At 68.8% G+C, this 25,882-nt stretch carries 27 protein-coding genes and 1 pseudogene; 20 read left to right on the top strand and 8 right to left on the bottom strand.

Features of this window, described 5'->3' with window-relative positions:
• The coding region (locus CRM90_RS10815) for a cbb3-type cytochrome c oxidase subunit I (protein WP_199189849.1) at positions 1-530 on the top strand (530 nt) is incomplete at its 5' end.
• 30 nt (positions 531-560) lie between these two features.
• Complete coding sequence (gene serB / locus CRM90_RS10810; RefSeq protein WP_199189856.1) at positions 561-1,787, top strand: phosphoserine phosphatase SerB; 1,227 nt, start codon at positions 561-563, stop codon at positions 1,785-1,787.
• Between the two features lie 92 nt (positions 1,788-1,879).
• On the opposite strand, the gene yczR is transcribed toward serB, so the two are convergent.
• Positions 1,880-3,322, bottom strand: a complete 1,443-nt coding sequence (gene yczR, locus CRM90_RS10805) for a MocR-like transcription factor YczR (RefSeq protein WP_102806963.1) — start codon at positions 3,320-3,322, stop codon at positions 1,880-1,882.
• Between the two features lie 65 nt (positions 3,323-3,387).
• Here yczR and CRM90_RS30680 point away from each other — a divergent pair, with 65 nt between their 5' ends.
• The 8 genes from CRM90_RS30680 to CRM90_RS10770 all read left to right on the top strand — a co-directional run bounded on the left by CRM90_RS30680 (position 3,388) and on the right by CRM90_RS10770 (position 9,514).
• Positions 3,388-3,555 carry a hypothetical protein gene (locus CRM90_RS30680; protein ID WP_096310941.1) on the top strand — a complete coding sequence of 56 codons (168 nt, stop codon included), beginning with the start codon at positions 3,388-3,390 and terminating at the stop codon, positions 3,553-3,555.
• Entirely contained in the window at positions 3,552-4,265 is a 714-nt protein-coding gene (gene yczE, locus CRM90_RS10800) for a membrane protein YczE (RefSeq protein ID WP_102806962.1), read from the top strand. Before CRM90_RS30680 ends, yczE begins: the two co-directional genes overlap by 4 nt.
• Complete coding sequence (locus tag CRM90_RS10795) at positions 4,208-5,062, top strand: ABC transporter ATP-binding protein (RefSeq protein ID WP_199189855.1); 855 nt, start codon at positions 4,208-4,210, stop codon at positions 5,060-5,062. The genes yczE and CRM90_RS10795 overlap by 58 nt, the downstream gene beginning before the upstream one ends.
• Positions 5,062-5,886, top strand: a complete 825-nt coding sequence (locus CRM90_RS10790; RefSeq protein WP_102806960.1) for an NUDIX hydrolase — start codon at positions 5,062-5,064, stop codon at positions 5,884-5,886. Before CRM90_RS10795 ends, CRM90_RS10790 begins: the two co-directional genes overlap by 1 nt.
• 1 nt (position 5,887) lies before the next feature.
• The gene (locus CRM90_RS10785; RefSeq protein WP_102806959.1) at positions 5,888-6,601 is read left to right on the top strand and encodes an enoyl-CoA hydratase; all 714 of its coding nucleotides are present in this window, start codon (positions 5,888-5,890) and stop codon (positions 6,599-6,601) included.
• Positions 6,602-6,610: 9 nt separating this feature from the next.
• Positions 6,611-7,579 (top strand): class I SAM-dependent methyltransferase, encoded by a 969-nt coding sequence (locus CRM90_RS10780; protein WP_102806958.1) that lies wholly within the window; start codon positions 6,611-6,613, stop codon positions 7,577-7,579.
• Positions 7,537-8,757, top strand: a complete 1,221-nt coding sequence (locus CRM90_RS10775) for a THUMP-like domain-containing protein (RefSeq protein WP_233209269.1) — start codon at positions 7,537-7,539, stop codon at positions 8,755-8,757. Before CRM90_RS10780 ends, CRM90_RS10775 begins: the two co-directional genes overlap by 43 nt.
• 61 nt (positions 8,758-8,818) lie before the next feature.
• Positions 8,819-9,514: an esterase gene (locus CRM90_RS10770; protein ID WP_102806956.1), complete on the top strand. Its 696-nt coding sequence runs from the start codon at positions 8,819-8,821 to the stop codon at positions 9,512-9,514.
• On the opposite strand, the gene CRM90_RS10765 is transcribed toward CRM90_RS10770, so the two are convergent.
• Positions 9,511-10,773 (bottom strand): outer membrane protein assembly factor BamB family protein, encoded by a 1,263-nt coding sequence (locus tag CRM90_RS10765; RefSeq protein WP_199189854.1) that lies wholly within the window; start codon positions 10,771-10,773, stop codon positions 9,511-9,513. The genes CRM90_RS10770 and CRM90_RS10765 overlap by 4 nt on opposite strands.
• Positions 10,774-10,882: 109 nt before the next feature.
• On the opposite strand from CRM90_RS10765, the gene CRM90_RS10760 reads away from it, so the two are divergent.
• Both CRM90_RS10760 and CRM90_RS10755 read left to right on the top strand, forming a co-directional pair.
• Entirely contained in the window at positions 10,883-11,629 is a 747-nt protein-coding gene (locus CRM90_RS10760) for an acyltransferase (protein ID WP_083116693.1), read from the top strand.
• 94 nt (positions 11,630-11,723) lie between these two features.
• Positions 11,724-12,206 carry an MPT63 family protein gene (locus tag CRM90_RS10755; RefSeq protein ID WP_102806955.1) on the top strand — a complete coding sequence of 161 codons (483 nt, stop codon included), beginning with the start codon at positions 11,724-11,726 and terminating at the stop codon, positions 12,204-12,206.
• A gap of 4 nt (positions 12,207-12,210) precedes the next feature.
• Here the strand turns inward: CRM90_RS10755 and CRM90_RS10750 are convergent, their stop codons facing one another.
• Genes CRM90_RS10750 through CRM90_RS10740 form a run of 3 tightly spaced genes read right to left on the bottom strand, consistent with a single transcriptional unit; the run spans position 12,211 to position 15,871 of the window.
• The gene (locus CRM90_RS10750) at positions 12,211-13,443 is read right to left on the bottom strand and encodes a glycosyltransferase family 4 protein (protein WP_102806954.1); all 1,233 of its coding nucleotides are present in this window, start codon (positions 13,441-13,443) and stop codon (positions 12,211-12,213) included.
• Positions 13,440-15,029, bottom strand: coding sequence for a 1,4-alpha-glucan branching protein domain-containing protein (locus CRM90_RS10745; protein ID WP_102806953.1), 1,590 nt, complete (start codon positions 15,027-15,029; stop codon positions 13,440-13,442). Before CRM90_RS10745 ends, CRM90_RS10750 begins: the two co-directional genes overlap by 4 nt.
• Positions 15,026-15,871, bottom strand: a complete 846-nt coding sequence (locus CRM90_RS10740; RefSeq protein WP_502693255.1) for a class I SAM-dependent methyltransferase — start codon at positions 15,869-15,871, stop codon at positions 15,026-15,028. Before CRM90_RS10740 ends, CRM90_RS10745 begins: the two co-directional genes overlap by 4 nt.
• Positions 15,872-16,006: 135 nt before the next feature.
• Between CRM90_RS10740 and CRM90_RS10735 the strand changes: the two genes are divergently transcribed.
• The 6 genes from CRM90_RS10735 (at position 16,007) to mnmA (ending at position 22,016) form a co-directional block, all read left to right on the top strand.
• The gene (locus CRM90_RS10735) at positions 16,007-16,801 is read left to right on the top strand and encodes an electron transfer flavoprotein subunit beta/FixA family protein (RefSeq protein ID WP_036339299.1); all 795 of its coding nucleotides are present in this window, start codon (positions 16,007-16,009) and stop codon (positions 16,799-16,801) included.
• Positions 16,802-16,843: 42 nt separating this feature from the next.
• Positions 16,844-17,800, top strand: a complete 957-nt coding sequence (locus CRM90_RS10730; RefSeq protein WP_102806951.1) for an electron transfer flavoprotein subunit alpha/FixB family protein — start codon at positions 16,844-16,846, stop codon at positions 17,798-17,800.
• A 140-nt stretch (positions 17,801-17,940) separates the two neighbouring features.
• The gene (locus CRM90_RS10725) at positions 17,941-18,789 is read left to right on the top strand and encodes a GNAT family N-acetyltransferase (RefSeq protein WP_102806950.1); all 849 of its coding nucleotides are present in this window, start codon (positions 17,941-17,943) and stop codon (positions 18,787-18,789) included.
• Complete coding sequence (locus CRM90_RS10720) at positions 18,786-19,622, top strand: lysophospholipid acyltransferase family protein (RefSeq protein WP_102806949.1); 837 nt, start codon at positions 18,786-18,788, stop codon at positions 19,620-19,622. Before CRM90_RS10725 ends, CRM90_RS10720 begins: the two co-directional genes overlap by 4 nt.
• Positions 19,623-19,731: 109 nt before the next feature.
• Positions 19,732-20,937: a cysteine desulfurase family protein gene (locus CRM90_RS10715; RefSeq protein ID WP_102806948.1), complete on the top strand. Its 1,206-nt coding sequence runs from the start codon at positions 19,732-19,734 to the stop codon at positions 20,935-20,937.
• Positions 20,934-22,016: a tRNA 2-thiouridine(34) synthase MnmA gene (mnmA, locus tag CRM90_RS10710; protein ID WP_102806947.1), complete on the top strand. Its 1,083-nt coding sequence runs from the start codon at positions 20,934-20,936 to the stop codon at positions 22,014-22,016. The genes CRM90_RS10715 and mnmA overlap by 4 nt, the downstream gene beginning before the upstream one ends.
• On the opposite strand, the gene CRM90_RS10705 is transcribed toward mnmA, so the two are convergent.
• Complete coding sequence (locus CRM90_RS10705; RefSeq protein WP_102806946.1) at positions 21,994-22,632, bottom strand: sensor domain-containing protein; 639 nt, start codon at positions 22,630-22,632, stop codon at positions 21,994-21,996. The genes mnmA and CRM90_RS10705 overlap by 23 nt on opposite strands.
• A 59-nt stretch (positions 22,633-22,691) precedes the next feature.
• Between CRM90_RS10705 and CRM90_RS10700 the strand changes: the two genes are divergently transcribed.
• Complete coding sequence (locus CRM90_RS10700; RefSeq protein ID WP_102806945.1) at positions 22,692-23,699, top strand: uroporphyrinogen decarboxylase/cobalamine-independent methonine synthase family protein; 1,008 nt, start codon at positions 22,692-22,694, stop codon at positions 23,697-23,699.
• Positions 23,700-23,708: 9 nt separating this feature from the next.
• Here the strand turns inward: CRM90_RS10700 and CRM90_RS30210 are convergent.
• Positions 23,709-23,846: pseudogene (locus CRM90_RS30210) on the bottom strand (DUF4244 domain-containing protein); the annotation flags it as partial.
• Between the two features lie 110 nt (positions 23,847-23,956).
• Here CRM90_RS30210 and CRM90_RS10695 point away from each other — a divergent pair.
• Positions 23,957-25,327, top strand: coding sequence for an FAD-dependent oxidoreductase (locus tag CRM90_RS10695; protein ID WP_142391353.1), 1,371 nt, complete (start codon positions 23,957-23,959; stop codon positions 25,325-25,327).
• On the opposite strand, the gene CRM90_RS10690 is transcribed toward CRM90_RS10695, so the two are convergent.
• Entirely contained in the window at positions 25,324-25,716 is a 393-nt protein-coding gene (locus tag CRM90_RS10690; RefSeq protein WP_102806944.1) for an MmcQ/YjbR family DNA-binding protein, read from the bottom strand. The genes CRM90_RS10695 and CRM90_RS10690 overlap by 4 nt on opposite strands.
• Positions 25,717-25,882 lie beyond the last annotated feature (166 nt).

Below are 25,882 nucleotides of genomic sequence, written 5' to 3'. Positions count from 1 at the left end.
TCGTGTTCGCGACCTACGCCGGGATCTACTTCTGGTTCCCGAAGATGACCGGCCGTCTGCTCGACGAGCGGCTGGGCAAGGTGCATTTCTGGTTGACGTTCATCGGCTTCCACACCACGTTCCTGGTGCAGCACTGGCTCGGCGACGAAGGCATGCCCCGCCGCTACGCCGACTACCTGCCCACCGACGGCTTCGAGACGCTGAACATCGTGTCGACCATCGGTGCGTTCATTCTCGGTGTGTCGGTGTTGCCGTTCGTGTGGAACATCTTCAAGAGCTGGCGTTACGGCGAGGTCGTCACCGTCGATGATCCGTGGGGTTACGGCAACTCCCTGGAGTGGGCCACCTCGTGCCCGCCGCCGCGGCACAACTTCACCGAGCTGCCCCGAATCCGTTCGGAGCGACCGGCATTCGAACTGCACTACCCGCACATGATCGAGCGGATGCGTGCCGAGGCCCACGTCGGGCGCGCGCACGGCCCGGACGACGGCGACGTCACGCGTCTCGACGACGAGCACGTCCGCACCTAACTCGGGATCCGCAACCCTCCGGGTATGACCATGTCCAAGGTGTCGGTGCTGATCACCGTCACCGGTGTAGACCAGCCTGGCGTCACCTCCGCGCTGTTCGAAGTGTTGGCCCGCCATGCCGTTGATCTCCTCAACGTCGAGCAGGTGGTGATCCGCGGGCGGCTGACGCTCGGTGTGCTGGTCTCCGGCGACGCCAGTGTGGCCGACGGTGTGCAACTGCGCGATGACGTCACCACGGCGATTCATCGTGTCGGGCTGGACGTGACGATCGAACGCAGCGACGACACCCCGATCATCCGTGAGCCGTCGACCCACACCATCGTGGTGCTCGGGCGGCCGATCACGGCGGCAGCCTTCGGTGTGGTGGCTCGCGAGGCCGCCGCGCTCGGGGTCAACATCGACTTCATCCGCGGCGTCTCCGACTACCCGGTGACGGGACTGGAGTTGCGGGTGTCGGTTCCCGCCGGTGTGGGTGGCGAGTTGCGCACGCTGCTGGCCCGGGTGGCGTCGGAACAGGGCCTGGACATCGCCGTCGAGAACTACAGCCTGGAGCGGCGGGCCAAGCGGCTCATCGTGTTCGACGTCGACTCCACGCTCATCCAGGGTGAGGTCATCGAGATGCTGGCCGCCCATGCCGGTGCCGAGGAGGCGGTCGCCGCCGTCACCGAGGCGGCCATGCGGGGCGAACTGGACTTCGCCGAATCGCTGCATCGCCGGGTTGAAACGCTGGCCGGCCTGCCCGCCGAGGTGCTCGACGAGGTCGCCGAGAAGATCGAGCTGACCCCCGGCGCACGCACCACGATCCGGACGTTGCGACGGTTGGGCTTTCACTGCGGGGTGGTCTCCGGCGGCTTCCGTCAGGTGATCGATCCGCTGGCGCATGAGCTGATGCTGGACTTCGTGGCCGCCAACGAACTCGAGATCGTCGACGGCAAGCTGACCGGGCGGGTCGTCGGCGAGGTTGTCGACCGCGCCGGAAAAGCCAAGGCGCTGCGTGACTTCGCGCGCCAGGCCGGTGTTCCGATGGAGCAGACCGTGGCGGTCGGCGACGGGGCCAACGACATCGACATGCTGGCCGCTGCCGGGCTCGGAGTGGCGTTCAACGCCAAGCCCGCATTGCGCGCGGTCGCCGACACCTCGCTGAGCCATCCCTACCTGGACACCGTGCTGTTCATCCTCGGCATCACCCGCGCCGAAATCGAGGCGGCCGACGCCGTCGACGGCGTGCTCCGCAGGGTCGAGATCCCGCCGGAGTAGGCGCTCAGGCACCGAACTCGACGTTTTGCAGGCGATCACTCGCACTTTCTCTGCGAATTGTCGGTTTCGGCGCGAAGAGGGGTGAGCGCGCCCTAGATCACCACGGCCGTCGACTCGACGGTGGCCGAGCCGGTGATGCTGCGCCACGCCCGGCCGAGCAATTCGATTGCCTCGGTCAACTCGTCCTCGGGCAGTGCGAACGGAATCCGGACGAAGCGCTCCAGTGTGCCGTCCACCCCGAAGCGGGGGCCGGGTGGTAACTCGACGCCGAGCCGGGATGCCGACGCGCACATCGCCGAGCTCACCGGCGCGGGCAGCTGTACCCACACCGACATGCCGCCGGTGCCCGGCAGCGGACGCCACTCCGGCAGGTGTTGCTCCAACAGTTCGAGGAGTAGCGCCCGTCGCCCCCGTAGGATCTCCCGGCGTTCGGGCAGTACCTCCTCGCGCCGCGTGAGAAGCCTTGCCGCAGCGAGCTGTTCGACCACCGACGTACCGAGATCAATCGACGGGCGGACTGCGCGAATGGTGGCGAGCACGCTCGGTTCGGCGCGGATCCAGCCGATGCGCATCCCGCCCCAGAACGACTTCGACATCGATCCGATCGTGATCATCAGGTCGGTGCGCGTCCTCATCGAGGCGGCGACCGGCGGCGGCACCGGCTCGTCGATCCAGACGTCGGTGAGGGTTTCGTCGATCACTGTGCGGGTGCGGGTCTCGGCGACGATGTCGCAAATTCGCTTGCGGTCCGCGGGCGGCATCGAGAACCCTGTCGGATTGTGATTGTCAGGCACCAGGTAGGCCAGAGTCGGGGCGAGTTGGCGCACGGCGGCGTGTACGGCGTCGAGTTCCCAACCCTCCCTTGTCATCGCGACCGGAACGGGCCGGGCGCCCGCGGTCGCGATCGCGCTGAGCGCCCCGTGATAGGTGGGCTGCTCGACGAGTACGCGATCTCCGGGCTGAACGTAGGTCGTCAGGATCAACGCGATCGCGTGCTGCGCGCCGCTGGTGACCATGATCTGGTCGGGTTCGGTGAGAAGCCCTCTGGCGCAATAGCGTTCGGCGATCGCCTCACGAAAGGGCAAGATCCCGCGCATGTCATGTCCGGTTTGCTGCAGATAGCCGGCGGACTCGCGGGCGGCCTCGGTGAACGCGTCCTGCACTGCGCTGGCCGGGGCGGCCAGAGCAGCCGACGCCAGGTTGATGGCGGCGGGTGTCGCGGTCGGGACACTGACCGGAGTGTGGGGGAGGGCAACCGTGCTGCGGGCGCCGCGCCGGGCATGCAGATAGCCGCTGTCGCCCAGGTCCGCGTACGCGGCGGTGACGGTGGTCCGGGAGACCCGCAGCGCTTCGGCGAGCACGCGCTCGCTGGGCAGTCGCGAACCGACCGGCAGTCGGCCGTCGACGATCAGCATCCGCAGCCCGTCGGCCAACGCTTGGTAGGAGGGGCCACTTTTGCTGGAGGTACGCCAGTTGCCCAGCTCTCGGACCAAAAGGTCCGGGTCAAGGGTTCTAGCCTTCATCGTCGTCGGCATTTGAAGGCCAGTATGAGTCAACTGGCTATTGAAGAGCAAGCCAGTCCGTCAGAAGTATGGTTCACATGAGTACCTGGTTCTCCCGAGTGGCCTCCCGCCTCGCAACCCTCCTCGACCCCGGCCACGGCCCGTGGAATCCGTCCTCGACCGGATGGGATGACGTCGACGCCGACGCGCGCCGGATGCGCGCGGATCTCGACGCCTTGCGCGTGCGGTTCTCCGACCACCGGTGAGCACGGCGCTGCGCGGGTTCGCCCTGCTGACCGGCCTCACCGGCTACGGCCTCTCGATGGCGATGATGGTGCGCGCCGGGCTCGGCCTCGATCCGTGGGATGTGTTCCACCAGGGGCTGACCCGGCACACACCGATGACCATCGGGGTGGCCTCGGCGGTGGTCGGTGTCGTCGTACTCCTGGCCTGGATCCCGTTGCGCAACAAGCCCGGTATCGGCACGGTCGCCAACGTCGTCGTCATCGCGGTCACGGTCGACGCCGGACTGACCGTGCTGACCGCACCGGAATCGGTACCGGCCCGGGTCGCCCTGATGCTGGCAGCGGTGCTGCTCAACGCGGTATCGACGGTTCTCTACGTGGGCGCCGGCCTGGGACCCGGTCCCCGTGACGGCTTGATGACGGGACTGGTTGCGCGGACCGGTGTTTCGGTACGTGTCGTGCGCACCGCAATCGAAGCCACCGTGCTGGCGGTGGGCTGGCTGCTGGGCGGCAGCGTGGGAGTCGGAACCGTCATCTACGCCTTCGGTATCGGGCCGATGGTGCAACTTGTCCTGCGTCTCACCCCGAAACCGGTCCTGGCCGCCAGCGGGTGGGCGAACATCCTCGAGAAGAGTCGAAAACGCAGCCACCCCAGACGTACAGACGCCGGTGAATACGGCACGATGGTGCAGTGTCCGATGCCGCCGACGAGGTCGACTCCGACCTGCTGATCGACTTCCGGAAAGTATCGCTGCGCCGCGGGGGCCGGGTCCTGGTCGGGCCCATCACCTGGCAGGTCGAACTCGACGAACGCTGGGTGGTGATCGGCCCCAACGGCGCAGGCAAGACCTCGCTGCTGCGGATGGCGGCCGCGATGGAACATCCGTCGTCCGGCGTCGCCTACGTGCTCGCGGAGCGGCTGGGCCGCACCGACATGGCCGAGTTGCGCCAGCGGGTGGGGTTGAGCAGCGCGGCGCTCGCACAGCGGGTGCCAGACGACGAACTGGTCCGCGATCTGGTCGTCTCGGCCGGGTACGCGGTGCTGGGCCGGTGGCGGGAGAATTACGACGATATCGACTACGCCCGTGCCGTGGACACGTTGGAGAGCGTCGGCGCCGAACACCTGGCCGACCGCACCTACGGCACCCTGTCGGAAGGTGAACGCAAACGCGTGCTGATCGCCCGCTCGCTGATGACCGATCCCGAGTTGCTCCTGCTCGACGAGCCCGCAGCCGGGCTGGACCTCGGTGGCCGCGAGGAACTGGTCGCCCGGCTGGCCGATCTGGCTGCCGACCCCGACGCACCCGCGCTGGTACTGGTCACCCACCACGTCGAGGAGATCCCGCCGGGCTTCAGCCACTGCCTGATCCTGTCCGAGGGCCAGGTGGTGGCCGGTGGACTGCTGCGTGACACCCTGACGGCGGAGAATCTGTCCACCGCGTTCGGGCAATCGATTGCGCTGGACGTCATCGACGGCCGCTACTTCGCCCGACGCGTGCGCAGTCGCGCGGCCCACAGGAGGCGCTGATGAGCGACAAGCCCGAACCATTGCCGGTCCGCCCGGCGGCGACGGTCATGCTGATCCGGGACACCCCGGCCGAGGGCGTCGAGGTTTTTCTGATGCGCCGCCACAGCGCGATGGAGTTCGCCGGCGGGGTGATGGTGTTCCCGGGCGGCGGTGTCGATGACCGCGACCGCAACTCCGACATCGCCTGGTATGGGCCCGGGCCGGACTGGTGGGCCACCCGGTTCGGCATCGACGACGATCTCGCCGAAGCGCTGGTGTGCGCCGCGGCCCGCGAGACGTTCGAGGAGTCCGGGGTGTTGTTCGCCGGACCGGCCGACGATCCGGACGGCATCGTCGCCGATGCGTCGGTCTATCGGGAGGCGCGCGGGGCCCTGGTCGACCGCAGCCTGTCGTTCTCGGACTTCCTGCGCCGGGAGAAGTTGGTGCTGCGCGCCGACCTGCTGCGGCCGTGGGCCAATTGGGTCACCCCCGAGGAAGAGCGCACCCGCCGCTACGACACCTACTTCTTCGTCGGCGCCTTGCCGGCGGGCCAGCGCGCCGACGGCCACAACACCGAATCCGATCACGCCGCCTGGACCAGTCCGGAGGCCGCCATCGAGGACTTCGCCGAGGCCCGCTCGTTCCTGCTGCCGCCGACCTGGACGCAACTGGACTCGCTGGCCGGGCGCTCGGTCGACGAGGTTCTGGCGCTGGAACGCCAGATCGTGGTTGTTCAACCCAATCTCGCTGTGCGCGAAGGTAACTGGGAGATCGAGTTCTTCAACAGCGATCGGTACAACGAGGCGCGCAACCGTCGCGCCCCGCAGGGTTACGGCGGCGACTGAGGTGCGCGAGTTCGCACATGTGCACGTCGGCGAGCAGCACCCAGCAGTGGGCGTGCTGCTGCTGTCGCGCCCACCGACCAACGCGCTGACCAGGCAGACCTACCGCGAGCTCATCGACGCGGCCGCCGAGGTGGGCCGCCGCGCCGACATCGCGACGGTGATCCTGTTCGGCGGCCACGAGATCTTCTCCGCAGGCGACGACGTCCCGGAACTGCGCACGCTGAACCGCGCCGAGGCCGAGGCTGCCGACCGGCTGCGCCGCGATGCACTCGATGCGGTGGCGGCGATTCCCAAGCCGACGGTCGCGGCGATCACCGGCTACGCGCTGGGCGCCGGGCTGAGCCTGGCGTTGGCCGCCGACTGGCGGGTTAGCGGCGACAACGTCAAACTCGGTGCCACTGAGATCCTGGCCGGGCTGGTCCCCGGCGGCGGTGGAGCCGAGCGGCTGGCCGGGGCGATCGGGGCGGCGCGGGCCAAGGAGCTGGCGTTCAGCGGGCGCTTCGTCGACGCCAAGGAGTCACTGGCGCTCGGACTCATCGACGAGATGGTGGCCCCCGACCACGTCTTCGACGCCGCGGCGGCGTGGGCGGGCCGGTTCGTCGACGCCGAGCCGAGCGCGCTGGCCGGTGCGAAAGCCCTCATCGACGGTCGGCTCGATGCCCGTGAGCAGGCCGAACGCTACGGCCAGGTCTTCTCCGCCGGGGACGGCAGTTAGGCTGCCCTGATGACGACGATCGACCCGGCCCCGCAGCCGCACGCCACCGCGGAACAAGTCGAGGCCGCGCTCAAGGACAGCAAGCTGGCCCAGATCCTCTACCACGACTGGGAGGCCGAGAGCTACGACGACAAATGGTCGATCTCGTACGACAAACGCTGCGTGGACTACGCCCGCAATCTCTTCGACGCCACCGTGCCCCCCGAGGAATTGCGCGAGCTGCCCTATGACCGCGCGCTCGAGCTGGGCTGCGGCAGCGGCTTCTTCCTGCTCAACCTGATCCAGGCGGGTGTGGCCCGACGGGGCTCGGTGACCGACCTGTCGCCGGGCATGGTCAAGGTCGCCACCCGCAACGGCGAGAACCTGGGTCTGGACATCGACGGCCGGGTCGCCGACGCAGAGGGTGTCCCGTACGACGCCGACACCTTCGACCTCGTCGTCGGCCATGCCGTGCTGCACCACATCCCCGACGTCGAGAAGTCCCTGCGCGAAGTCGTGCGGGTGCTCAAGCCGGGCGGCCGGTTCGTGTTCGCCGGCGAGCCGACCAGCGTCGGCAACACCTACGCCCGCTCGCTGTCGACGCTGACCTGGCGGGTGGCCACCAACGCCACCAAGCTGCCCGGCCTTCAGGGCTGGCGGCGGCCGCAGGCCGAACTCGACGAGTCGTCGCGCGCCGCCGCGCTGGAGGCGGTCGTCGACCTGCACACCTTCGATCCCGCCGACCTCGAGCGGATGGCCCGCAGCGCGGGTGCCGTCGACGTGTCGACCTCGACCACTGAGTTCACCGCCGCGATGCTCGGCTGGCCGCTGCGCACGTTCGAGGCCGCCGTGCCGCCCGGCAAGCTGGGCTGGGGCTACGCCAAGTTCGCCTTCAACAGCTGGATCGGCCTGAGCTGGGTGGATGACAACCTCTGGCGGCGCGTCGTGCCCAAGGGCTGGTACTACAACGTCATGATCACCGGGGTCAAGCCGTCCTGACCTTCGGGCGCGACGACGTCACCTACCTCACCAGTGACGCCGGTGTGGCGGCGCTGGCCGAGGTCGCCGGCTATCGGCTGACGGATGCCACCCGGCTCGCCGACATCACCGCGATCCGCGACCGGTTCGCCGAGCGCAGCACCGCGCTGGTCGAGACGACGTTGTTGCGCCGCAAGGCCGTCGCCAAACTCGGGGACCTGGGCGACGTGTCGCAATGGTTGTTCACCGACGACGCCCTGCAGCAGGCCACCGCCGAGCCGGTGGCCCGGCACCGGGCCGCCCGGCTGGCCGATGCGGTGGTGCACGACGCGACCTGTTCGATCGGCACCGAGCTGGCCGCGTTGCGGTCCACGGCGGCCGTGCTCGTCGGCAGCGACATCGACGAGGTGCGCCTGGCGATGGCGCATCACAACGTGCCGGACGTGGCGCTGTGCCGTGCCGATGCGCTGCACCCGGTGAGCCGCGACGCCGTGGTGCTGCTCGATCCGGCGCGCCGGTCAGGCGGGCGTCGGCGCTTCGATCCCCGCGACTACGTGCCACCGCTGGACGCGCTGTACGACGCCTACCGCGGCCGCCCCACCGTCGTGAAGTGCGCGCCCGGAATCGATTTCGAGGCGGTCGCGGAGCTGGGCTTCGAGGGTGAGATCGAGGTGACCTCGGCCGGCGGTTCGGTGCGGGAGGCCTGTCTGTGGTCGCCTGCGCTGGCCACACCGGGAGTCCGCCGGCGGGCCTGTGTCCTGGACCGCGGCGAGGTGGTCACCGACGCCGACCCCGACGACTGCCCGACGCGCCCCGCCGGCCGCTGGATCGTCGACCCGGACGGGGCGATCGTGCGCGCCGGACTGGTCCGCCATTACGCGGCCCGGCACGGACTGTGGCAGCTCGACCCGGAGATCGCGTACCTCAGTGGCGATCACGTGCCACCCGGGGTGCGTGGCTTCGAAGTGCTCGACGAGCTGCCGTTGCGGGAAAAGATTCTGCGCCAAGCACTCTCACAGCGGGATTGCGGGCAGCTCGAAATCCTGGTGCGCGGTGTCGGCGTCGATCCCGACGCATTGCGTCGACGGCTGCGGCCGACCGGGCGCGCCTCGCTGTCACTGGTGATCACCCGGATCGGCGCCGGCGCGGGGGAGCGCTCTGCTGTGTTCCTCTGTCGAGCGTCCGCCGCACACACCTAGCGCGGGTACGCTGGCGGCCAGCGGCGCCGGTGCCGTCTTCGAGCGCGAGGACTGTCGACGAATGCGCATTTCCCATCTGGCCACCCTGCTGGTCTTCGGCGTGCTGATCGCTGAACAATCGATCGCGGTGGCCGGTGCGGCGACCGACTGCGCGGCCATGGGCGGGACCATGGAGGCGGGCAATGTCTGCCATGTCCACACCGCCGCCTCCGGCTACACGATGGATCTGCGGTTCCCCACCGACTACGCCGACGAGCAGGCCGTCCTGGACTACCTGACGCAGAACCGCGAGGGATTCACCAATGTCGCGCAGATGCCATCGATCCGCAATGTGCCGTACGAAATGGACGTCACCACAGAATCATTCACCTCGGGACCGCCGCCCGGCGCCACCCAGAGCGTGGTGCTGAAACTCTTCCAAGACGTCGGTGGCGCCCACCCGACAACCTGGTACAAGGCGTTCACCTACGATGTGGCGCACCGCAAGCCGGTGACGTTCGAGACGCTCTTTGCGCCCGACGCCAAGGTTCTCAACACGATATTCCCGATCGTGCAAGCCGATCTCGAGCGGCAGACCGGTCTGACCGGCGTGATCGCCACCGGCGACGGACTCGACCCGTCGCATTATCAGAATTTCGCCATCACCGACGATGCGGTGATCTTCTACTTCGGTCAGGGCGAGCTGCTGCCGTCGGACGCCGGGGCCACCTCGGCCTCGGTGCCGCGAGCGGCGCTCCCGCCGCTGCAGCTCACCTAGACGGGGTCGAAGCTGTACAACTGGCCGGCGCTGGTGGCCACCACGACCCGCCGATCGAGACCGACCGACACCCCCACCGGGAAGCCATCGGCCTGCGGCAGGGGATCGCTGTTGAGGGTGTGACCGTCAGCGGGGTCGAACGCCAGCAACGACAGTCCCGACGGCGAGCCGGCGACCACCGTGTAGGCCACGGGTCCGGCCTGACTCGACGTGCTCAACGGTGTGACATCGTCGCGGCGCCAGGCAACCTGGGCGTGGTCGCCGGCGTCCTTGAGCGCAACCAGGCGGGTATTGGGGCCGCCGCCCACGACGATCAGCCCGTCGGGTGACACCGACGGCGGGGTTTGGGGCAGGAAGTCCAGCGGCGCAGACCATTTCGGCTTGCCGTCGGAGGTCTTCAAGGCCCACAGTTTGTGGTCGCGGCCGGTGATGTACACCGTGGTCCCGTCGGCGGACGCCACCGGTGCGGCCAGCACGCCGGCGGCGATGGCGTCCGACGTCCACTCGCGGGTGAGCAGCGGGGTCTGGCCGGGGTGGTACTGCAAGCCGACGAGCGTCGACGCCTTGGCGCCGGGCAGCCACAGACTTACGACGATGGTGCGGGTCGCGGCGGCGTAGGCAGGGGGTGCGGCCACCGGGCACTGCGGTAGTCCCTGAGCGCAATCGGTCAGCCCGCGGACCGAATCGGTCGGGTCGAGGCCCTCGACGAGATCCATCGGGGTGCCGGTCACGTCACCGCGGTGGGAGTCGAACACCAGCACCTGCCCGAGGTGGGTGACCACCAGCAACTGGCCGCCACCGAGAAACCGTGCCGTCGTGGGCATTCCGATGACGTTCTGGCGCCAGCGGATCCACTGGGTCGGCGGGTAGGACTGCATCATGCCGGGCTGGCCGATGTACAGATTGTCGAACTGGTCGAACAGCGGGCTGGCGAATCCGCCGCCGAGCACCATGCGGGTGCACCAGCGTTGCCTGCCGTTGTTGTCGTTCTCCCACACCATCAGCGAACAGCCGCCGGCGGTCTGCCCGTTCGCCGCGAGGTAGCTGCCGTCGCCCAGTGCGGCGCCCGCGCCGAGCTCGCCCTTCACCGAGCGGCTCCACTTCAGCCGGAGCGCCGAGGCGCCGCCCGTGCCGGTGTAGCTGCTGTTGGCAGCGTCGGCGTACTGGGCCGACCAGCCGTGCGCCGCGGTGGACTGGACCCACGAGTCCGTGTTGCCGCAACCGGCCAAACCGATCACAACCAGCGCGGCCGACGCCAACGCGAGCAATCGCCGCAGCACCCGTGTCACCTTCCCATCGCGCCATCGCGCTCCCGTGTCAGTACAGGCGAGGGTAACCCGCGCCCGACCTCCACTAGGCTCTCAGGCCATGACGACGATGTGGGGATCGCCGCTCCACAAGCGGTGGATGGGTTCGCGCCTGCGGGATCCGCGGCAGGCGCGCTTCCTGACCAGGGACTCGCTGCGCTGGGTCATCGCGAACCGGGCCTACACGCCCTGGTACCTGGTGCGCTATTGGCGCCTGCTGAAGTTCAAGCTGACGAATCCGCACATCATCACCCGCGGGATGGTGTTCCTCGGCAAGGACGTCGAGATCCACGCCACCCCCGAACTGGCGCAGTTGGAGATCGGGCGCTGGGTGCACATCGGTGACAAGAACACCATCCGCGCCCATGAGGGCTCGCTGCGGTTCGGCGACAAAGTGGTGCTGGGCCGCGACAACGTCATCAACTGCTACCTGGACATCGAACTGGGTGACTCGGCGCTGATGGCCGACTGGTGCTACGTCTGCGACTTCGACCACAAGATGGACAACATCGAGATGCCGATCAAGGACCAGGGCATCGTCAAGAGTCCGGTGCGGATCGGGCCAGACACCTGGATCGCGGCCAAAGTGACCGTGCTGCGCGGTACGACGGTCGGCCGGGGCTGCGTCCTGGGCGCCCACGCCGTGGTGAAGGGTGACATCCCGGATTTCTCGATCGCGGTCGGCTCGCCGGCCAAGGTCGTCAAGAACCGTAAGCTGGCCTGGGACACCTCGGCTGCGCAGCGCGCCGAGCTGGCGGCGGCGCTGGCGGATATTGAACGCAAGAAGGCGTCCCGTCTAGAGGCGTAAGTCATCTCTCCCCGGGTCTTTGGGCACTATCTTCCGGCGTTCGTCCGGGTTATGCCAAAGGCGTCCATTCAATGTCTTCATCGGGGAGGGCACTGTGAAGATCTCCAGTTCCATCAAGGCTGTACTGGCCATCGCGTTGAGCGCACTCATCGCGCTGGCGGCCGCACCGTTCTCGGCGGCGGCCGACTATCCCATCGTCGGCAGACTGGGAAGCCCGCTGACGATGACCGACAGCGTCGGCCAGGTCTCGTTGAGCTGGAAGGTCAGTGACCTCAAACCCAGCAGCGACGTGATGCCCGGCTATCCGGTGGCCGGCCAGCTGTGGGAGGCGACCGCAACCGTCAACGCGATCAGCGGCCCGGTCACGCCGGCCATCTCGCAGTTCAACGCCGTCGCTCCGAATCAGGCGGCGTATCGGGTGCTCTGGATGGTCGCCGCTCCGTCCAACATCAGCGGTGCGACCATTCCGCAGGGCGCGATGGCGACCGGCAAGATCCACTTCGACGTCACCGGGCCGGCGCCGACCACGGTCACCATGAACAACGGCATGGAGGATCTGCTGATCTGGACGCCGTGAGCCCTCAGCGCCCCGGCAGTGCGTGCTCGACGATCGGCCGGCGCGGCAGGGGATCGCGTTCGTGGCGTTTGGCGGCCAGGTAGACCTGAGCGGTTTCGGCTGCCACGGTGTGCCAGTCGAAATCGGAGGTCAATCGGTTTCGCGCGGCGATGGCTCGTTGCTGCGCGGCGACAGGATCGTCGAGGACGCGACGCACGGCCGCTGCCAGTGCGGTGACGTCGCGCGGCGGGAAGGACACCCCGGTCTCGCCATCGATGACCGCTTCGCCGAGACCGCCGGCAGTGGACGTGACCAGCGGGATGCCGGCCGCAGCCGCCTCGAGTGCGGCGATACCGAACGGCTCGTAGTGGCTGGGCAGCACTGCGGCGTCCGCGCGGTGCAGCAGCCGCAGCAACTCGTCGTGGTCGACGCGGCCGGTGAAGTGAACCGCTTTGAACACCTTGTGCTTTCGCGCCACTTCCACCAACCAGTCCTGCTGGGTCCCGTCGCCGGCGATCGTCAACGTCGTTCCCGGATGGGTACGCCGGATGCGCGGTAACGCAGCGATCGCGTCGTGCACGCCCTTCTCGTACTCGAGCCGGCCGATGTACAACAACTCCGGTGGACCCGAAGAGACGGGGCGAGACGCGAACGGCCAACGGCTGGAATCGATTCCGTTACGGATCACGACTATTTCGCCCAGGTCCGGGCCGAACAGCTCACCGATCTCGTCAGCCATGGATGCCGAGCAGGCGATCAGCGAGTCGGACTCCCGGACGAACCAGGATTCGACCGCGTGCACCTGGCGGCTGATCTGGCCGGACACCCAGCCGGAATGCCGACCGGCCTCGGTGGCGTGCACGGTGGAAACCATGGGCACGTCGAAGAATTCGGCCAGAGCGATGGCCGGATGGGCGACCAGCCAGTCGTGGGCGTGCACGATGTCGGGCTGCCAGCCCTTGGCCCGCAAGGTCAGCCCGGCGCGGATCATGGCGTGGCCCATGGCCATCGTCCACGCCATCATGTCGCGGCCGAAGTCGAATTCGTGCGGGTCCTGCGCGGCGGCGATCACCCGGACGCTCTCGTGCACCTCGTCGGTGGTCGGGTGCGTGCTGGGATCGGTGCCCGACGGACGCCGGGAGAGCACCACGACATCGTGACCGTCGGCGGCCAGTGCGGTCGCCAGTTGGTAGACGTGACGCCCCAACCCGCCGATGATCACCGGCGGGTATTCCCAGGACACCATCAGGATTTTCATCGGGGCAGCCGCCGGGCGTCGAGTGCGCCGAACAACCCGTCGGCCCGGTTCCAGCCCGCGGCCAGCCGTTCGGCGGCGTCGCGGCGTCCCGAGGCCAGCGCGTCGGAGATTTCCCGGGCGGCATGGGCATGCAGGTGTGCGCGGTAGCGCGCGTAGTCGGCCGCCGAGTCCTTGCTGACCATGAACGGCCAGTCGCTGGACACGGTCAGCAGCGTCTCGCGCAGGATCTGGTCGGCGACGACATCCCGGCTGGGGGCGGCCCCGCGGTGTGCGAGCGCTTTGTCGACGGTCGTCAGGGCGGTGTCGACGACCTCGGTGTTGAGCGCGACGATATCGGCCACCTGCTCGCCGGCCCAGACCTGCCAGTCCTTGCCGGATCCCCAAGAGCTGGGCGGCAATTCGACGGGCGTGCCGACGTACCCGGCGGACAGTGCATCGCTGAGCGTGCCGACCCGGACGCCGGCTTCGGGCAGTGCGCGCAGCAGCCGCTCGAGCCAGATCGGGCCCTCGTACCACCAGTGCCCGAACAGCTCGGTGTCGAAGGCAGCCACCACATGTGCGGGACGGCCGATGCGCTGCGACTCCGAGATCAACCGCTGGCGCACGACTCCGACGAAGTCGGCGACATGGGCGTCGATGGCATGATCGGCGCGCTGCGGGTCGTAGGGCGCCTTGGCAGCCGAGTCCACGTTGCGGCCGGTGACCCGAGCCGGCTTGAGCCCGGTCAGATGGTCATAGGTGTGGAAGTCGCGGTACGCGGCATGGCCGGGGTAACCCGACTTCGGCGACCACACCCGATAGCTGACCTGCAGGTCGCGGCCGAACGCCACCACATCGGTCGTTCCGACCGGTCGGCCCAGCGTGGTGTCACCGTGCAGCGACGGACCGTCGACCATGAAGTGTCCGACTCCGGCGGCGGCGTAGTCATGTTCCATGCCTGGGGCGTAAGCACATTCGGGTGCCCAGATGCCTGCGGGCGTGTGCGCGAACCGCTGGCCGGCGTCGGCCAGGCCTTCGCGGAGCGCGAATTCCCGCAGCCGCGGATTGAGCAGCGGCTGGAACGGGTGAGCCAGCGGACCGCCCAGCAGCTCGACGGTGCCGGCGTCGATCAGTTGGCGCAGCAGCGGGCTGGCGCCGTGCCGCCACAGCGTGCTGAAATCCTCGAGGGCACGCTCGGCCTCGTCGTACTCACGAATGCCGAACTCGCGCAATGCTTCCGGAGTCGTCGCGGTACCGGCATCGGCGCCGGTCGGGGTGCGCAGGGTGGCCGCCTCGAGTGCCCGCAGCTGCCAATTGGCCAGCCACCGGTGCATACCGTCCAGGCAGTAGGGGTCGTCGAGTTGCGCGGTGACCACCGGCGTCATGCCCAGCGTGATCACGCCGCGGCGGCCTTCAGCGGCCAGCGTGCGCAACACGCGCATCAGCGGGAGGTAGGCAGCCGCCCAGGATTGGTAGAGCCATTCCTCGCCGACCGGCCAGCGACCGTGGTGGGCCAGCCACGGCAGGTGGGTGTGCAGGACGAGGGTGAACTGGCCGGGAATGGAATCCACGCTCGATCCTCGATTCGCTCCGCGAGCGTCGCTCATGCGCGCACCGCGATGGCCACCAGATCCAGGCTTTCGTCGATGTCGCGGTCGGCCTCCCGGAGCACGTCGAAGTCCTCGCAGCGCACGGCCGCGACGTCGGCCAGAAGCTCGTCGGACCAGGGAGCGTCGGCCAACGCCCGCTCGATCTGGGCGTCGATGATCGAGCCGCCGTGGCGCTGGTCCATCGCGGCCAGGCCGGGCCCGTGGAAAACCCCGTAGACGCCGTCGATCGCGAAGCCGCCGTCGGTCAGCAGCTCGGCCAGCTCGCGGGCGTTGAGTTCGCGGGTGTGGAACGGGTTGACCGGGGTGTCCAGGCCGGGAGAGAAGGTGATGCGGTTCGGCGTCGACATCAGCAGCAGGCCGCCTGGCCGCAGCACCCGGGCGCATTCGGCCACGAATTGTGGCTGATCCCACAAGTGCTCGATGACCTGTAAGTTCACCACAACGTCAACTGAAGCGTCCGGCAGCGGCAAGGCGGCCAGGTTGCCTTCGACGACGTCGACCCGGGGGTAGCGGGCGGCCACATGCGCCACCGTCGCCGCGTCATAGTCCACCGCCACCACCCGGCGCGCCACCGAGGCGATCAGGTCGGCGCCATAGCCCTCGCCGCAGCCCGCTTCCAGCACCTCGCGACCTGCGCAAAGGTCGAGCAGGCGGCGGTAGACCACCTCGTGGCGGCGAAACCAGTAGTTCTCTTCCGCAAGCCCGGGGATGGTCCGCTCGCCGGTCAGCGGCAAACCGCTGTCACCTGCGTCAGTCACGAATGCGCTCATTGCAAGGCAGGCTAACCCGAAGTTGGTGGTTCGCGAACTGCTCGGTACCGATGGGCTGCTAATACACAAACTTCGACCAGCTATGGTGATCGTGCGAACCACTCTAAGTTACCCATCGGTAACATGATGTGTGTTGCGGAATGACCAAAAGTCTTGCGACCTTTTCTGGCCGCAGGACGCCTGCCAGGAGGACGTAGAAGACTCATGACGAACATCGTGGTCCTGATCAAACAGGTCCCAGACACGTGGTCCGAGCGCAAGTTGTCCGACGGTGACTACACGCTCGATCGCGACGCTGCCGATGCCGTGCTGGACGAGATCAACGAGCGTGCCGTTGAAGAGGCGCTGCTGATCAAGGAGCGTGAAGGCGACGCCGCCGGCACCGTCACCGTGCTGACCGCCGGCCCGGAGCGCGCCACCGAGGCGATCCGCAAGGCGCTGTCGATGGGTGCCGACAAGGCCGTGCACCTGCTCGACGACGGCCTGCACGGCTCCGACATGGTGCAGACCGGCTGGGCCCTGGCCCGCGCGCTGGGCGCCATCGAAGGCACCGAGCTGGTCATCGCCGGCAACGAGGCCACCGACGGAACCGGCGGTGCGGTCCCGGCCATCATCGCCGAGTACCTCGGCCTGCCCCAGCTGACGCACCTGCGCAAGGTGACCGTCGAGGGCGGCAAGATCACCGGCGAGCGCGAGACCGACGATGGTGTGTTCACCCTCGAGGCCTCGTTGCCCGCGGTCATCAGCGTCAACGAGAAGATCAACGAGCCGCGCTTCCCGTCCTTCAAGGGCATCATGGCCGCGAAGAAGAAGGAAGTGACCACCCTGACGCTGGCCGAGATCGGCGTCGAGGGCGACGAGGTCGGCCTGGCCAACGCCGGCACTTCGGTGCTGTCGTCCACGCCGAAGCCGCCGAAGACCGCAGGCGAGAAGATCACCGACGAAGGCGACGGCGGCAGCAAGATCGCCCAGTACCTGGTCGCCCAAAAGATCATCTAATCCCTTCCCGGACCATTCGAAAGACAAAGAGGCTGAACAGCTATGGCTGAAGTACTTGTGCTCGTCGAGCACGCCGAAGGTGCGGTGAAGAAAGTCACCGCCGAGCTCATCACCGCCGCCCGTGCGCTGGGCGAGCCGTCGGCCGTCGTGATCGGTGCCCCCGGCACCGCCGCGCCGCTCGTCGACGACCTCAAGGCCGCCGGTGCGGCCAAGATTTACGTCGCCGAATCGGACGACGCCGCGGGCTACCTGATCACCCCGTTCGTCGACGTGCTGGCGTCGCTGGTGGAGTCGGCCACTCCGGCCGCCGTGCTGCTGGCCGCCAACGCCGACGGCAAGGAAATCGCGGGCCGGCTGGCCGCCCGGACCGGTGCCGGTGTGCTGTCCGACGTCGTCGAGGTCAAGGAGGGTGGCAAGGCCATCCACTCGATCTTCGGTGGCGCCTTCACCGTCGAGGCCCAGGCCAATGGTGACGCCCCGGTGATCACCCTGCGTCCGGGTGCCGTCGACGCCGCGCCCGAAGCCGGTGCCGGCGAGCAGGTGACCGTCGAGGTGCCCGCACAGGCCGAGACCGCCACCAAGATCACCAAGCGCGAGCCCGCCGTGGCAGGCGACCGCCCGGAGCTCACCGAGGCCAGCGTTGTGGTCTCCGGTGGCCGTGGTGTCGGCAGTGCCGACAAGTTCTCGGTGGTCGAGGAACTGGCCGACTCGCTGGGCGGCGCCGTCGGTGCATCGCGTGCCGCCGTCGACTCCGGCTACTACCCGGGCCAGTTCCAGGTGGGCCAGACCGGCAAGACGGTCTCGCCGCAGCTGTACATCGCGCTGGGCATCTCCGGCGCGATCCAGCACCGCGCGGGAATGCAGACGTCCAAGACGATCATCGCGGTGAACAAGGACGAGGAAGCACCGATCTTCGAGATCGCCGATTACGGCATCGTCGGTGACCTGTTCAACGTCACGCCGCAGCTGACCGACGCGGTCAAGTCCCGCAAGGGTTAACTCGCAGCAACAGACAAGGCAACGGCCCCCGCGCGCCCGCAAGGCGTCCGGGGGCCGTCGCTTTTATTGGTCATCGAGCGTGCACGAACACGTCACATGGGCGTTGACATCCCGCCGAATGGCTCAGCAACCGTTCAGGTATGAGCACTGCATCCGTACTCATAGCCCCCGACCAGAACGAATCCGCCACGTTGCGTGGCCCGCGCTATTCACTGCTGCTGTCCACCGACCCCGGCCTGATCGACGCGGCCCAGCGGCTGCGGTATCAGGTGTTCACCACCGAGCCCGGCTACGCACTGCCCACTGACGCCGACGGCCGTGACGCCGACCGGTTCGACGAATTCTGCGACCACCTGCTGGTGCGCGAGGACACTTCCGGAGAGGTCGTCGGCTGCTACCGCATGCTGCCACCGCCCGGTGCGATCGCCGCCGGAAGCCTCTACACCGCAACCGAATTCGATGTCAGTGCGCTCGACGCGCTGCGGCCCTCGCTGGTGGAGATGGGCCGCGCGGTGGTGCGAACCGACCACCGCAACGGCGCCGTGGTGCTGCTCATGTGGGCCGGCATCCTGGCTTATCTGGACCGCTGCGGATACGACTACGTCACCGGGTGTGTCTCGGTGCCGACACACCCGAAAGACCCCGCGGGCGCCCCGGGCAGCCAGGTTCGCGGGGTGCGCGATTTCGTGCTGCGCCGCCACGCCGCCGCAGCCGAGCACACGGTGTATCCGTATCGGCCGGTCGTGCTGGACGGTAAGGGTCTCGACGACATCGCACCGCCGGCCCGGCCGACCATCCCGCCGTTGATGCGTGGCTACCTGCGCCTGGGCGCCCGGGTCTGCGGCGAACCCGCGCACGACCCCGAGTTCGGTGTCGGCGACTTCCCGGCCCTGCTCGACAAGCGGCAGGCCGATACGCGCTATCTGACCAGGTTGAGGTCGGTGTCGGCGGCCAGCGAGATGGCCGATGGAGTCGGGGGGAACCCATGACGGTGACCGAGCACGCGTGGCTGCCGCGCGCGTTGTGTGACAGCAGCTGTGTGCGCGCCGGCGGCGCCCCGCCGTCGCGGCGGCTGGTCGCGGCGGTGCGGGCGACCTACCGCATCGCGACGGCCCTGATGCTGCTGATGGTGGTGCCGCTGCTGGCGGTGCCGCTGCCAGGTAGGGGCCGTGTCCAACGGCTGTACTGCCGGACGTTCCTGCGGTGTCTCGGCGTGCGAATCACCGTGTCGGGCGGGCCGATTCGTAACCTGCGCGGCGTGCTCGTGGTCAGTGGCCACGTCTCCTGGGTGGACACCTTCGTCATCGGTTCGGTGCTGCCCGGGGCGTTCGTGGCGCGCGCGGACCTCATCGACTGGCCCGCCGTCGGCCTGGCCGCGCGGATCATGAAGGTCATCCCGATCGATCGCGCCAGCCTGCGCCGGCTGCCGCAGGTGGTTGCGACGGTGGCCGAGCGGCTGCGCAACGGGCAGACCGTCGTCGCCTTCCCGGAAGGGACCACCTGGTGCGGCCTGGCCTACGGCCAGTTCCGCCCGGCGATGTTCCAGGCCGCCGTCGACTCCGGCCGGCCCGTGCAGCCGCTGCGGTTGACCTACCACCACCGCGACGGGCGACCCTCGACGGTGACGGCGTTCGTGGGTGACGACTCGCTGTGGCAGTCGCTGAGCCGCACGGTGCGGACCCGGGTGACCGTTGTCGACGTCGAGGTGGCGTCCCTGGAGCTGCCGGGTACCGACCGGCGGGAGCTGGCAGCCCGCTGCGAGGTGGCGGTGCGTGGCCAGATCGCCCCGCGGTTCCAGCACAGCCACGCCTTGGCGGGCTGATTTAGCCGCCCAACGTCACTCCCGAGGCACGTTGGGCGCCGAGCGTCACGCTGGGGTGACGTTCGCCGTGGCACGGGGCCTGCGCGCCTGCCGGTATCCTGGACGGGCTATGAGACCGACCGCCGGTCCGGTGTATCTCGACCACGCTGCCACCACCCCGATGCATCCTGCTGCCATCGAGGCGATGACGGCTGCGCTGGCCACCGTCGGCAACGCCTCCTCGCTGCACACCGCGGGCCGCGACGCCCGGCGTCGGATGGAAGAGGCCCGAGAGAGCATCGCGGCGCGGCTCGGTGCCCGGCCGTCCGAGGTGATCTTCACCGCAGGCGGCACCGAAAGCGACAACCTGGCGGTCAAAGGCATCTACTGGGCGCGACGCGACGCCGAACCCGCCCGCCGCCGCATCGTGACCACCGCGGTCGAGCACCACGCCGTGCTCGACGCCGTCACCTGGCTGGCCGAGCATGAGGGCGCCGAGGTGACGTTCCTGCCCACCGAACCGGACGGGTCGGTGACGGCGGGCGCGCTGCGCGAGGCGCTGACCGAGCACGACGACGTGGCACTGGTCACGGTCATGTGGGCCAACAACGAAGTCGGCACGATCATGCCGATCGCCGAACTGGCCGCCGTGGCCGCCGAGTTCGACGTGCCCATCCACAGTGACGCCGTTCAGGCGGTCGGTCACATCCCGGTGGACTTCGCCGGCTCCAACCTGTCGGCCATCAGCCTGGCGGCGCACAAGTTCGGTGGACCGACCGGCGTGGGCGCGCTGCTGCTGCGCCGGGCCACCGCGTGCGTTCCGCTGCTGCACGGCGGGGGCCAAGAACGCGATGTCCGTTCGGGCACACCGGATGTCGCGGGTGTGGTCGCGATGGCGGCGGCCGCCGATGTCGCCGTCGAATCGCTCGACTCCACCGGCGCCCGGCTGCGCTACCTGCGCGATCGGCTCGTCAACGGGGTGCTGGATACGATCGCCGACACCGGAGTCAACGGGGCCCTGGGCGATCGCCGGCTCCCGGGCAACACCCACTTCACGTTCCGCGGCTGCGAAGGTGACTCGCTGCTGATGCTGTTGGACGCCAACGGAATCGAATGCTCGACCGGATCGGCGTGTACCGCCGGTGTCGCCCAACCCTCGCATGTCTTGTTGGCCATGGGAGCCGACGCCGACGCCGCCCGCGGATCGCTGAGATTGTCCCTGGGCCACACCAGCACCGAGGCCGACGTCGATGCGGCGCTGCGGGTGCTGCCCGCCGCGGTCGAGCGGGCCCGCCAGGCCGCACTGGCAAGTTCATCACTGGGGGCACTGCGATGAGGGTGCTGGCCGCGATGAGCGGCGGCGTCGATTCGTCGGTGGCTGCCGCGCGGATGGTCGACGCCGGCCACGAGGTGGTCGGTGTGCACCTGGCGCTGTCCCGCCAACCCGGCACCCTGCGGACAGGTTCGCGCGGCTGTTGTTCGAAAGAAGACGCCGGCGACGCCCGCAGGGTCGCCGACGTCCTCGGAATCCCCTTCTACGTCTGGGATTTCGCCGACCAGTTCGCCGAAGACGTGATCGACGACTTCGTCGCGTCCTACGAACGCGGCGAAACCCCCAACCCCTGCGTGCGCTGCAACGAGAAGATCAAGTTCTCCGCGTTGGCGGCCAAAGCCCTGGCGTTGGGCTTCGACGCGGTGGCCACCGGGCACTACGCCCGGCTATCCGATGGCCGGCTGCGCCGCGCGGTCGACGTCGACAAGGACCAGTCCTATGTGCTCGGCGTGCTGACCGCTCAACAGCTGCGCCACGCGGCATTCCCGATCGGCGACACCCCCAAGCCGGCGATCCGCGACGAGGCCGCCCGTCGCGGGCTGTCCGTCGCTGACAAACCCGACAGCCACGACATCTGCTTCATCCCCTCCGGCGACACCCAAGCTTTCCTCGGCGCCCGAATCGGTGTGCGGCGCGGAGCCGTCGTCGACGACGCCACCGGTGCGGTGCTCGCCGAGCACGACGGCGTGCACGGTTTCACCATCGGCCAGCGCAAGGGCCTCGGCATCGCCGGCCCCGGACCGGACGGCCTGCCGCGGTACGTCACCGCCATCGACGCCGAGTCGCAGACGGTGCGGGTGGGGGCGAAGGCCGACCTCGAAGTGCAGTCGCTGACCGGCATCCGCCCGGTGTTCACCTCCGGCGTCGCGCCGGCCGGTCCGGTGGAATGCGAGGTTCAGGTCCGCGCCCACGGTGGCGTGGTGCCCGCCGTCGCCGAAGCCGTCGGTGACGAGCTGCGCGTTTCCCTGCGGGTACCGTTGCGCGGCGTCGCGCCGGGGCAGACCTTGGTGCTGTATCGGCCCGACCCGGCCGGTGACGAGGTTGTCGGCAGCGCGACGATCAGCCGCCCGGAATCTTGTTGAGAAGATTCGTCATCACGATCTCGGGCACCGACTCGGGGAACGCGCAGAACGTCACCTCCACCAGCACCGACGCCTTGAGCCGGTAGTCGCGGCCGCACCGGGGAAGGCGCGTGCGCAGCGAGTCGGCGTCAGCGTCGACATCGCCGACCAGGCCCGCACCCATCGGTCCGTCGGCGCAGCGGTGCACGGCGGTGGAGAGGGTGTTGAACGTCTGCCGGGCGGTGGACTCGTCCCGGTAGGACGCGGCGGCTTCAGAAATCAGTGCGCGCCGCGGCGGGTATTGGAAGCTGGTCTTGTGGAAGTCCTCGACGTCCGTGCCGAAGGTGTCGGTTTCGGCGAACAGAAAGCGGCAGTCGCGGGGGACCAACTCAGCCAGCGGATTGACGTCAACCATGGTTTTACCGTCCATGCTCGGGATGATCGTCACGTCCTGGCCGCCGCCGGTGATGGCCTGAATCTGCTCCTGGCTGAGCATGATTCGGTCGACATCGACGACTCCCGGCGGGGAGAACGGCGGCTCGCCGAGGGCACGCAGCGGTGCCCCGTCGACCCACTGGGTGCACCCCGTCAGCAGCACCGCGGCAGCGCAACAGAGCACCGGAGCGTGCACCCTCATGTCATCACGGTAGGCCCCCGGGCGTGCGGTGCGGCGGGTGCGTCCAATACGGTTGCCCGGTGAGTGATTTCGCGGCAGCCACCGGCATCGGCTCGTGGCCGGGTTCCGCCCCGCGCGAAGCCGCCGAGATCATGGTCGGGGAGCTGCACCGACTGCCGCACCTGGTCGAACTGCCGGCCCGCGGGGTGGGCGCCGACATGATCGGGCGGGCCGGCGCGCTGCTGGTCGACATCGCCATCGACACCGTGCCGCGCGGCTACCGCATCGCCGCCCGGCCGGGCGCCGTCACCCGTCGGGCGAAGAGCCTGCTCGAGGAGGACATCGACGCGATCGAGGAGGCGTGGGAGAAAGCCGGCGGCCCCGGCTCCGGGCGGCCGGTCAAGGTGCAGGCGCCGGGCCCGGTCACGCTCGCCGCCCAGCTCGAGTTGGCAGGAGGGCACCGGGCGCTCACCGATGCGGGCGCGGTCCGCGATCTGGCGTCGTCACTGGCCGAAGGGGTGGCGCGGCACCGCGCCGAGCTGGCCCGACGGTTGGCGACGACGGTGGTGGTGCAGTATGACGAGCCGTTGCTGTCCGCGGCGCTGGCCGGCCGGCTGACCGGGGTGACGGCGCTGAACCCGGTGCATCCGGTCGACGAGGTGGTGGCGATCGGTCTGCTCGACGCGTGCGTGGCCGCCGCGGGCGCCGAGGTGATGCTGCACAGTTGTGCCGCGGTACCGTGGAATGTGGTGCAGCGCAGCGCTATCCACGCCGTCTCGCTGGATGCGAGCACTCTTGGTGACGCGGACTTCGACGGGCTTGGCGAGTTCCTGGACTCGGGGCGTTGTGTGGTGTTCGGATTGGTGTCGACGAGTGCCCCGGCGGCCCGGCCGTCGGCTGAAGAGGTGGCCGCCGCGGCGGTGGCGATCACTGATCGAATCGGATTCTCCCGCAATGCTATTCGCGATCGCGTCGGCATCAGTCCGGCCTGCGGACTGGCCGGCGCGGACGCGGCGTGGGCGCGCGCAGCGATCGGGTTGTGCCAGCGGGCCGCCGACGCAGTGGCTGAGGATCCCGACGCGATCTAGCCGGGTAGTCGCCTCGCGGGTGACCGCGCTGTCCAGAACGGCGCCGAACGTCGTGGCCGCGATGGTGCCGATCGCGTACCCGACAGTTGACATCCTCGCGTCGCGGGCGATGCCATCGCCGAGGACCCCGAAGCGATCGAGCCACATAGCAGCCGATCCAAAATTTGCGTATCGGACTACTCATAGCACTGGCCGCTCCTGCCCCTAGCATTTCAACCAGCGGAAACGCCGCGGCGGGTCGAGACTGGGGGTTCGAAATGGCACTGCTTGGTGAACGGGCTGTGGTCCTGGGGGCGAGCATGGCGGGAATGCTGGCGGCGCGGGTGGCCGCCGAGCACTATCGGACCGTCATAGTGGTCGATCGCGACATGCCTCCCGGACACCCGTCCCGCCGCCGCGGCGTCCCGCAGGCGAGTCACGGTCACGTCTTACAAGCCGGCGGGGTGGCCGTGGTCGACGAGCTGTTTCCCGGCATCCTCGACGAGATGGTCGCCGAGGGGGCACCGACCTGGGGCGACGGCGACCTCTCCCGGGTGATTCTCGAGTACGGCGGGCATCGATTTCTGCCGTCGGGGCACCTGCCCAATCCGGTGACCTCCTACATGCCGAGCCGGCCGTTCCTGGATTGGCATGTGATGAAACGACTTTCGGGGATTCCGAACGTCACGGTACTCGGCGGTCACGACGTGGTAGACGTGACATCGTCCGAGGATCGCACCCGGGTGACCGGAGTGTTGGTTGCGCGTCGCGACGAGGCTGCGGTGCTGGGCGCCGATCTGGTCATCGACGCCAGCGGTAGGGGATCGCGCGCACCGGTCTTCCTGGAGGACCTCGGCTACGGCCGGCCCCGCGAGGACGAGCTGATGATCAACCTGGCCTACACCAGCCAGTGGCTGCGGATCCCGCCGGGCGCGATCCGCCAGCACATGGTGGCGCTGTTCCCCAAACCCGGTGAGGCCACCACGGTGGCCCTGCTCAACCACGAGAACGACACCTGGCTGATGACCGTCGGCGTGATGGCCGGCGCGGAGCAGGCCCGCGACTACACGGACATGGTGGCGATGGCGCGGCGGCGAGCTCCCGGGCACATTCTCGAGGTACTCGAAACCGCCGAACCGGTCGGCCAGGTAGCTCACTACCGCACGCCGTCGAGTCGGTGGCGTCGCTACGACGAGATGCCCCGGCGACCCGATGGGTTCATCGCCATCGGCGACGCCGTGTGCAGCTTCAACCCGATCTACGGGCAGGGCATGTCGGTGGCGGCCTTGGAAGCGCTGGCGTTGCAACGTTCTCTGCGAAAGGGTGAGACGGATTTGCCGCAGCGGTTCTCCCGAGCCGCCGCCAAGGTCGTCCGGGTGGCGTGGCGCAACGCGGTCAGCGCCGATCTGTCGTTGCCCGAAGTCGCAGGCGAACGACCGTTGGCAATGCGCCTCAACAACAAGTTCTCCGACATGGTTCTCACCGCCGTCGAGACCGATCCGGTGGTCAACAGTCAGTTTTTCCGGGTGATCGGCATGCTCGATTCGCCCACCCGGTTGATGCGGCCGTCGATCCTGGCACGGGTGGTGCGAGCCAATCTCATACGGCTGCAGCCGACTCCGGTATCCGAGCCCGCGTTGGCCGGCTAGCGGTCCAGCTGCTTGATCAGCCGCGCCGGGGCCTGCAGGCGGAACGACGCGTCGATCAGTTCGGCGACTTCCGTCCAATCGATCTCGGCGGCATCGAAGTCCAGGCCCAGCCAGCCGTACGGACCGAGGTAAGCCGGGAAGAAGAACCGGGTGTCCTGCTGCAGAGCCTCCCGTTCACTGTCGTCGACCTTGATCAGCAGGGCATGGGCGTACCGGATCATCGGGCCGCTGGGATTCTTCTGGCCGCCGTAGACGGCGAACATCTTCGGCGCCGAGAACTTGGGCCTGCCGTGCGAGATTTTCTCGGTCGCCTCCGGTAGCGCCAATGCGATGGTGCGCACCCGAGCCAGGATCGGGTCGGAGCCGTCGAACATGACCGGATGGGGCATGGGCTCAACACTGCCACGAGCGACCCGCCGGCGGTGTTCGCCGCGGCGCCGTGTTCGACAGCCTTGCAAAGTCCTGAGAATGTGCGGCGGGGAGGTGATGATGCCGAGGATCCGGGTACCGCTTGACCGATTGTCCCGAGCATGGGCCGTCCGGTGGCCGTGATGT

It is taken from the genome of Mycobacterium sp. ENV421 (assembly GCF_002887815.1).
GTDB lineage: Bacteria > Actinomycetota > Actinomycetes > Mycobacteriales > Mycobacteriaceae > Mycobacterium.
This window is presented reverse-complemented; position numbering and strand designations above follow the sequence as displayed.

What these genes read in the sequence shown, in the direction of transcription:
- serB (WP_199189856.1), top strand. Translation starts at nt 561, where the DNA reads ATGTCCAAGGTGTCGGTGCTGATCACCGTCACCGGTGTAGACCAGCCT.
- yczR (WP_102806963.1), bottom strand. Translation starts at nt 3,322, where the DNA reads ATGCCGACGACGATGAAGGCTAGAACCCTTGACCCGGACCTTTTGGTC.
- CRM90_RS30680 (WP_096310941.1), top strand. Translation starts at nt 3,388, where the DNA reads ATGAGTACCTGGTTCTCCCGAGTGGCCTCCCGCCTCGCAACCCTCCTC.
- CRM90_RS10790 (WP_102806960.1), top strand. Translation starts at nt 5,062, where the DNA reads ATGAGCGACAAGCCCGAACCATTGCCGGTCCGCCCGGCGGCGACGGTC.
- CRM90_RS10780 (WP_102806958.1), top strand. Translation starts at nt 6,611, where the DNA reads ATGACGACGATCGACCCGGCCCCGCAGCCGCACGCCACCGCGGAACAA.
- CRM90_RS10770 (WP_102806956.1), top strand. Translation starts at nt 8,819, where the DNA reads ATGCGCATTTCCCATCTGGCCACCCTGCTGGTCTTCGGCGTGCTGATC.
- CRM90_RS10760 (WP_083116693.1), top strand. Translation starts at nt 10,883, where the DNA reads ATGACGACGATGTGGGGATCGCCGCTCCACAAGCGGTGGATGGGTTCG.
- CRM90_RS10750 (WP_102806954.1), bottom strand. Translation starts at nt 13,443, where the DNA reads ATGAAAATCCTGATGGTGTCCTGGGAATACCCGCCGGTGATCATCGGC.
- CRM90_RS10745 (WP_102806953.1), bottom strand. Translation starts at nt 15,029, where the DNA reads ATGAGCGACGCTCGCGGAGCGAATCGAGGATCGAGCGTGGATTCCATT.
- CRM90_RS10735 (WP_036339299.1), top strand. Translation starts at nt 16,007, where the DNA reads ATGACGAACATCGTGGTCCTGATCAAACAGGTCCCAGACACGTGGTCC.
- CRM90_RS10730 (WP_102806951.1), top strand. Translation starts at nt 16,844, where the DNA reads ATGGCTGAAGTACTTGTGCTCGTCGAGCACGCCGAAGGTGCGGTGAAG.
- CRM90_RS10725 (WP_102806950.1), top strand. Translation starts at nt 17,941, where the DNA reads ATGAGCACTGCATCCGTACTCATAGCCCCCGACCAGAACGAATCCGCC.
- CRM90_RS10720 (WP_102806949.1), top strand. Translation starts at nt 18,786, where the DNA reads ATGACGGTGACCGAGCACGCGTGGCTGCCGCGCGCGTTGTGTGACAGC.
- CRM90_RS10715 (WP_102806948.1), top strand. Translation starts at nt 19,732, where the DNA reads ATGAGACCGACCGCCGGTCCGGTGTATCTCGACCACGCTGCCACCACC.
- mnmA (WP_102806947.1), top strand. Translation starts at nt 20,934, where the DNA reads ATGAGGGTGCTGGCCGCGATGAGCGGCGGCGTCGATTCGTCGGTGGCT.
- CRM90_RS10705 (WP_102806946.1), bottom strand. Translation starts at nt 22,632, where the DNA reads ATGAGGGTGCACGCTCCGGTGCTCTGTTGCGCTGCCGCGGTGCTGCTG.
- CRM90_RS10695 (WP_142391353.1), top strand. Translation starts at nt 23,957, where the DNA reads ATGGCACTGCTTGGTGAACGGGCTGTGGTCCTGGGGGCGAGCATGGCG.
- CRM90_RS10690 (WP_102806944.1), bottom strand. Translation starts at nt 25,716, where the DNA reads ATGCCCCATCCGGTCATGTTCGACGGCTCCGACCCGATCCTGGCTCGG.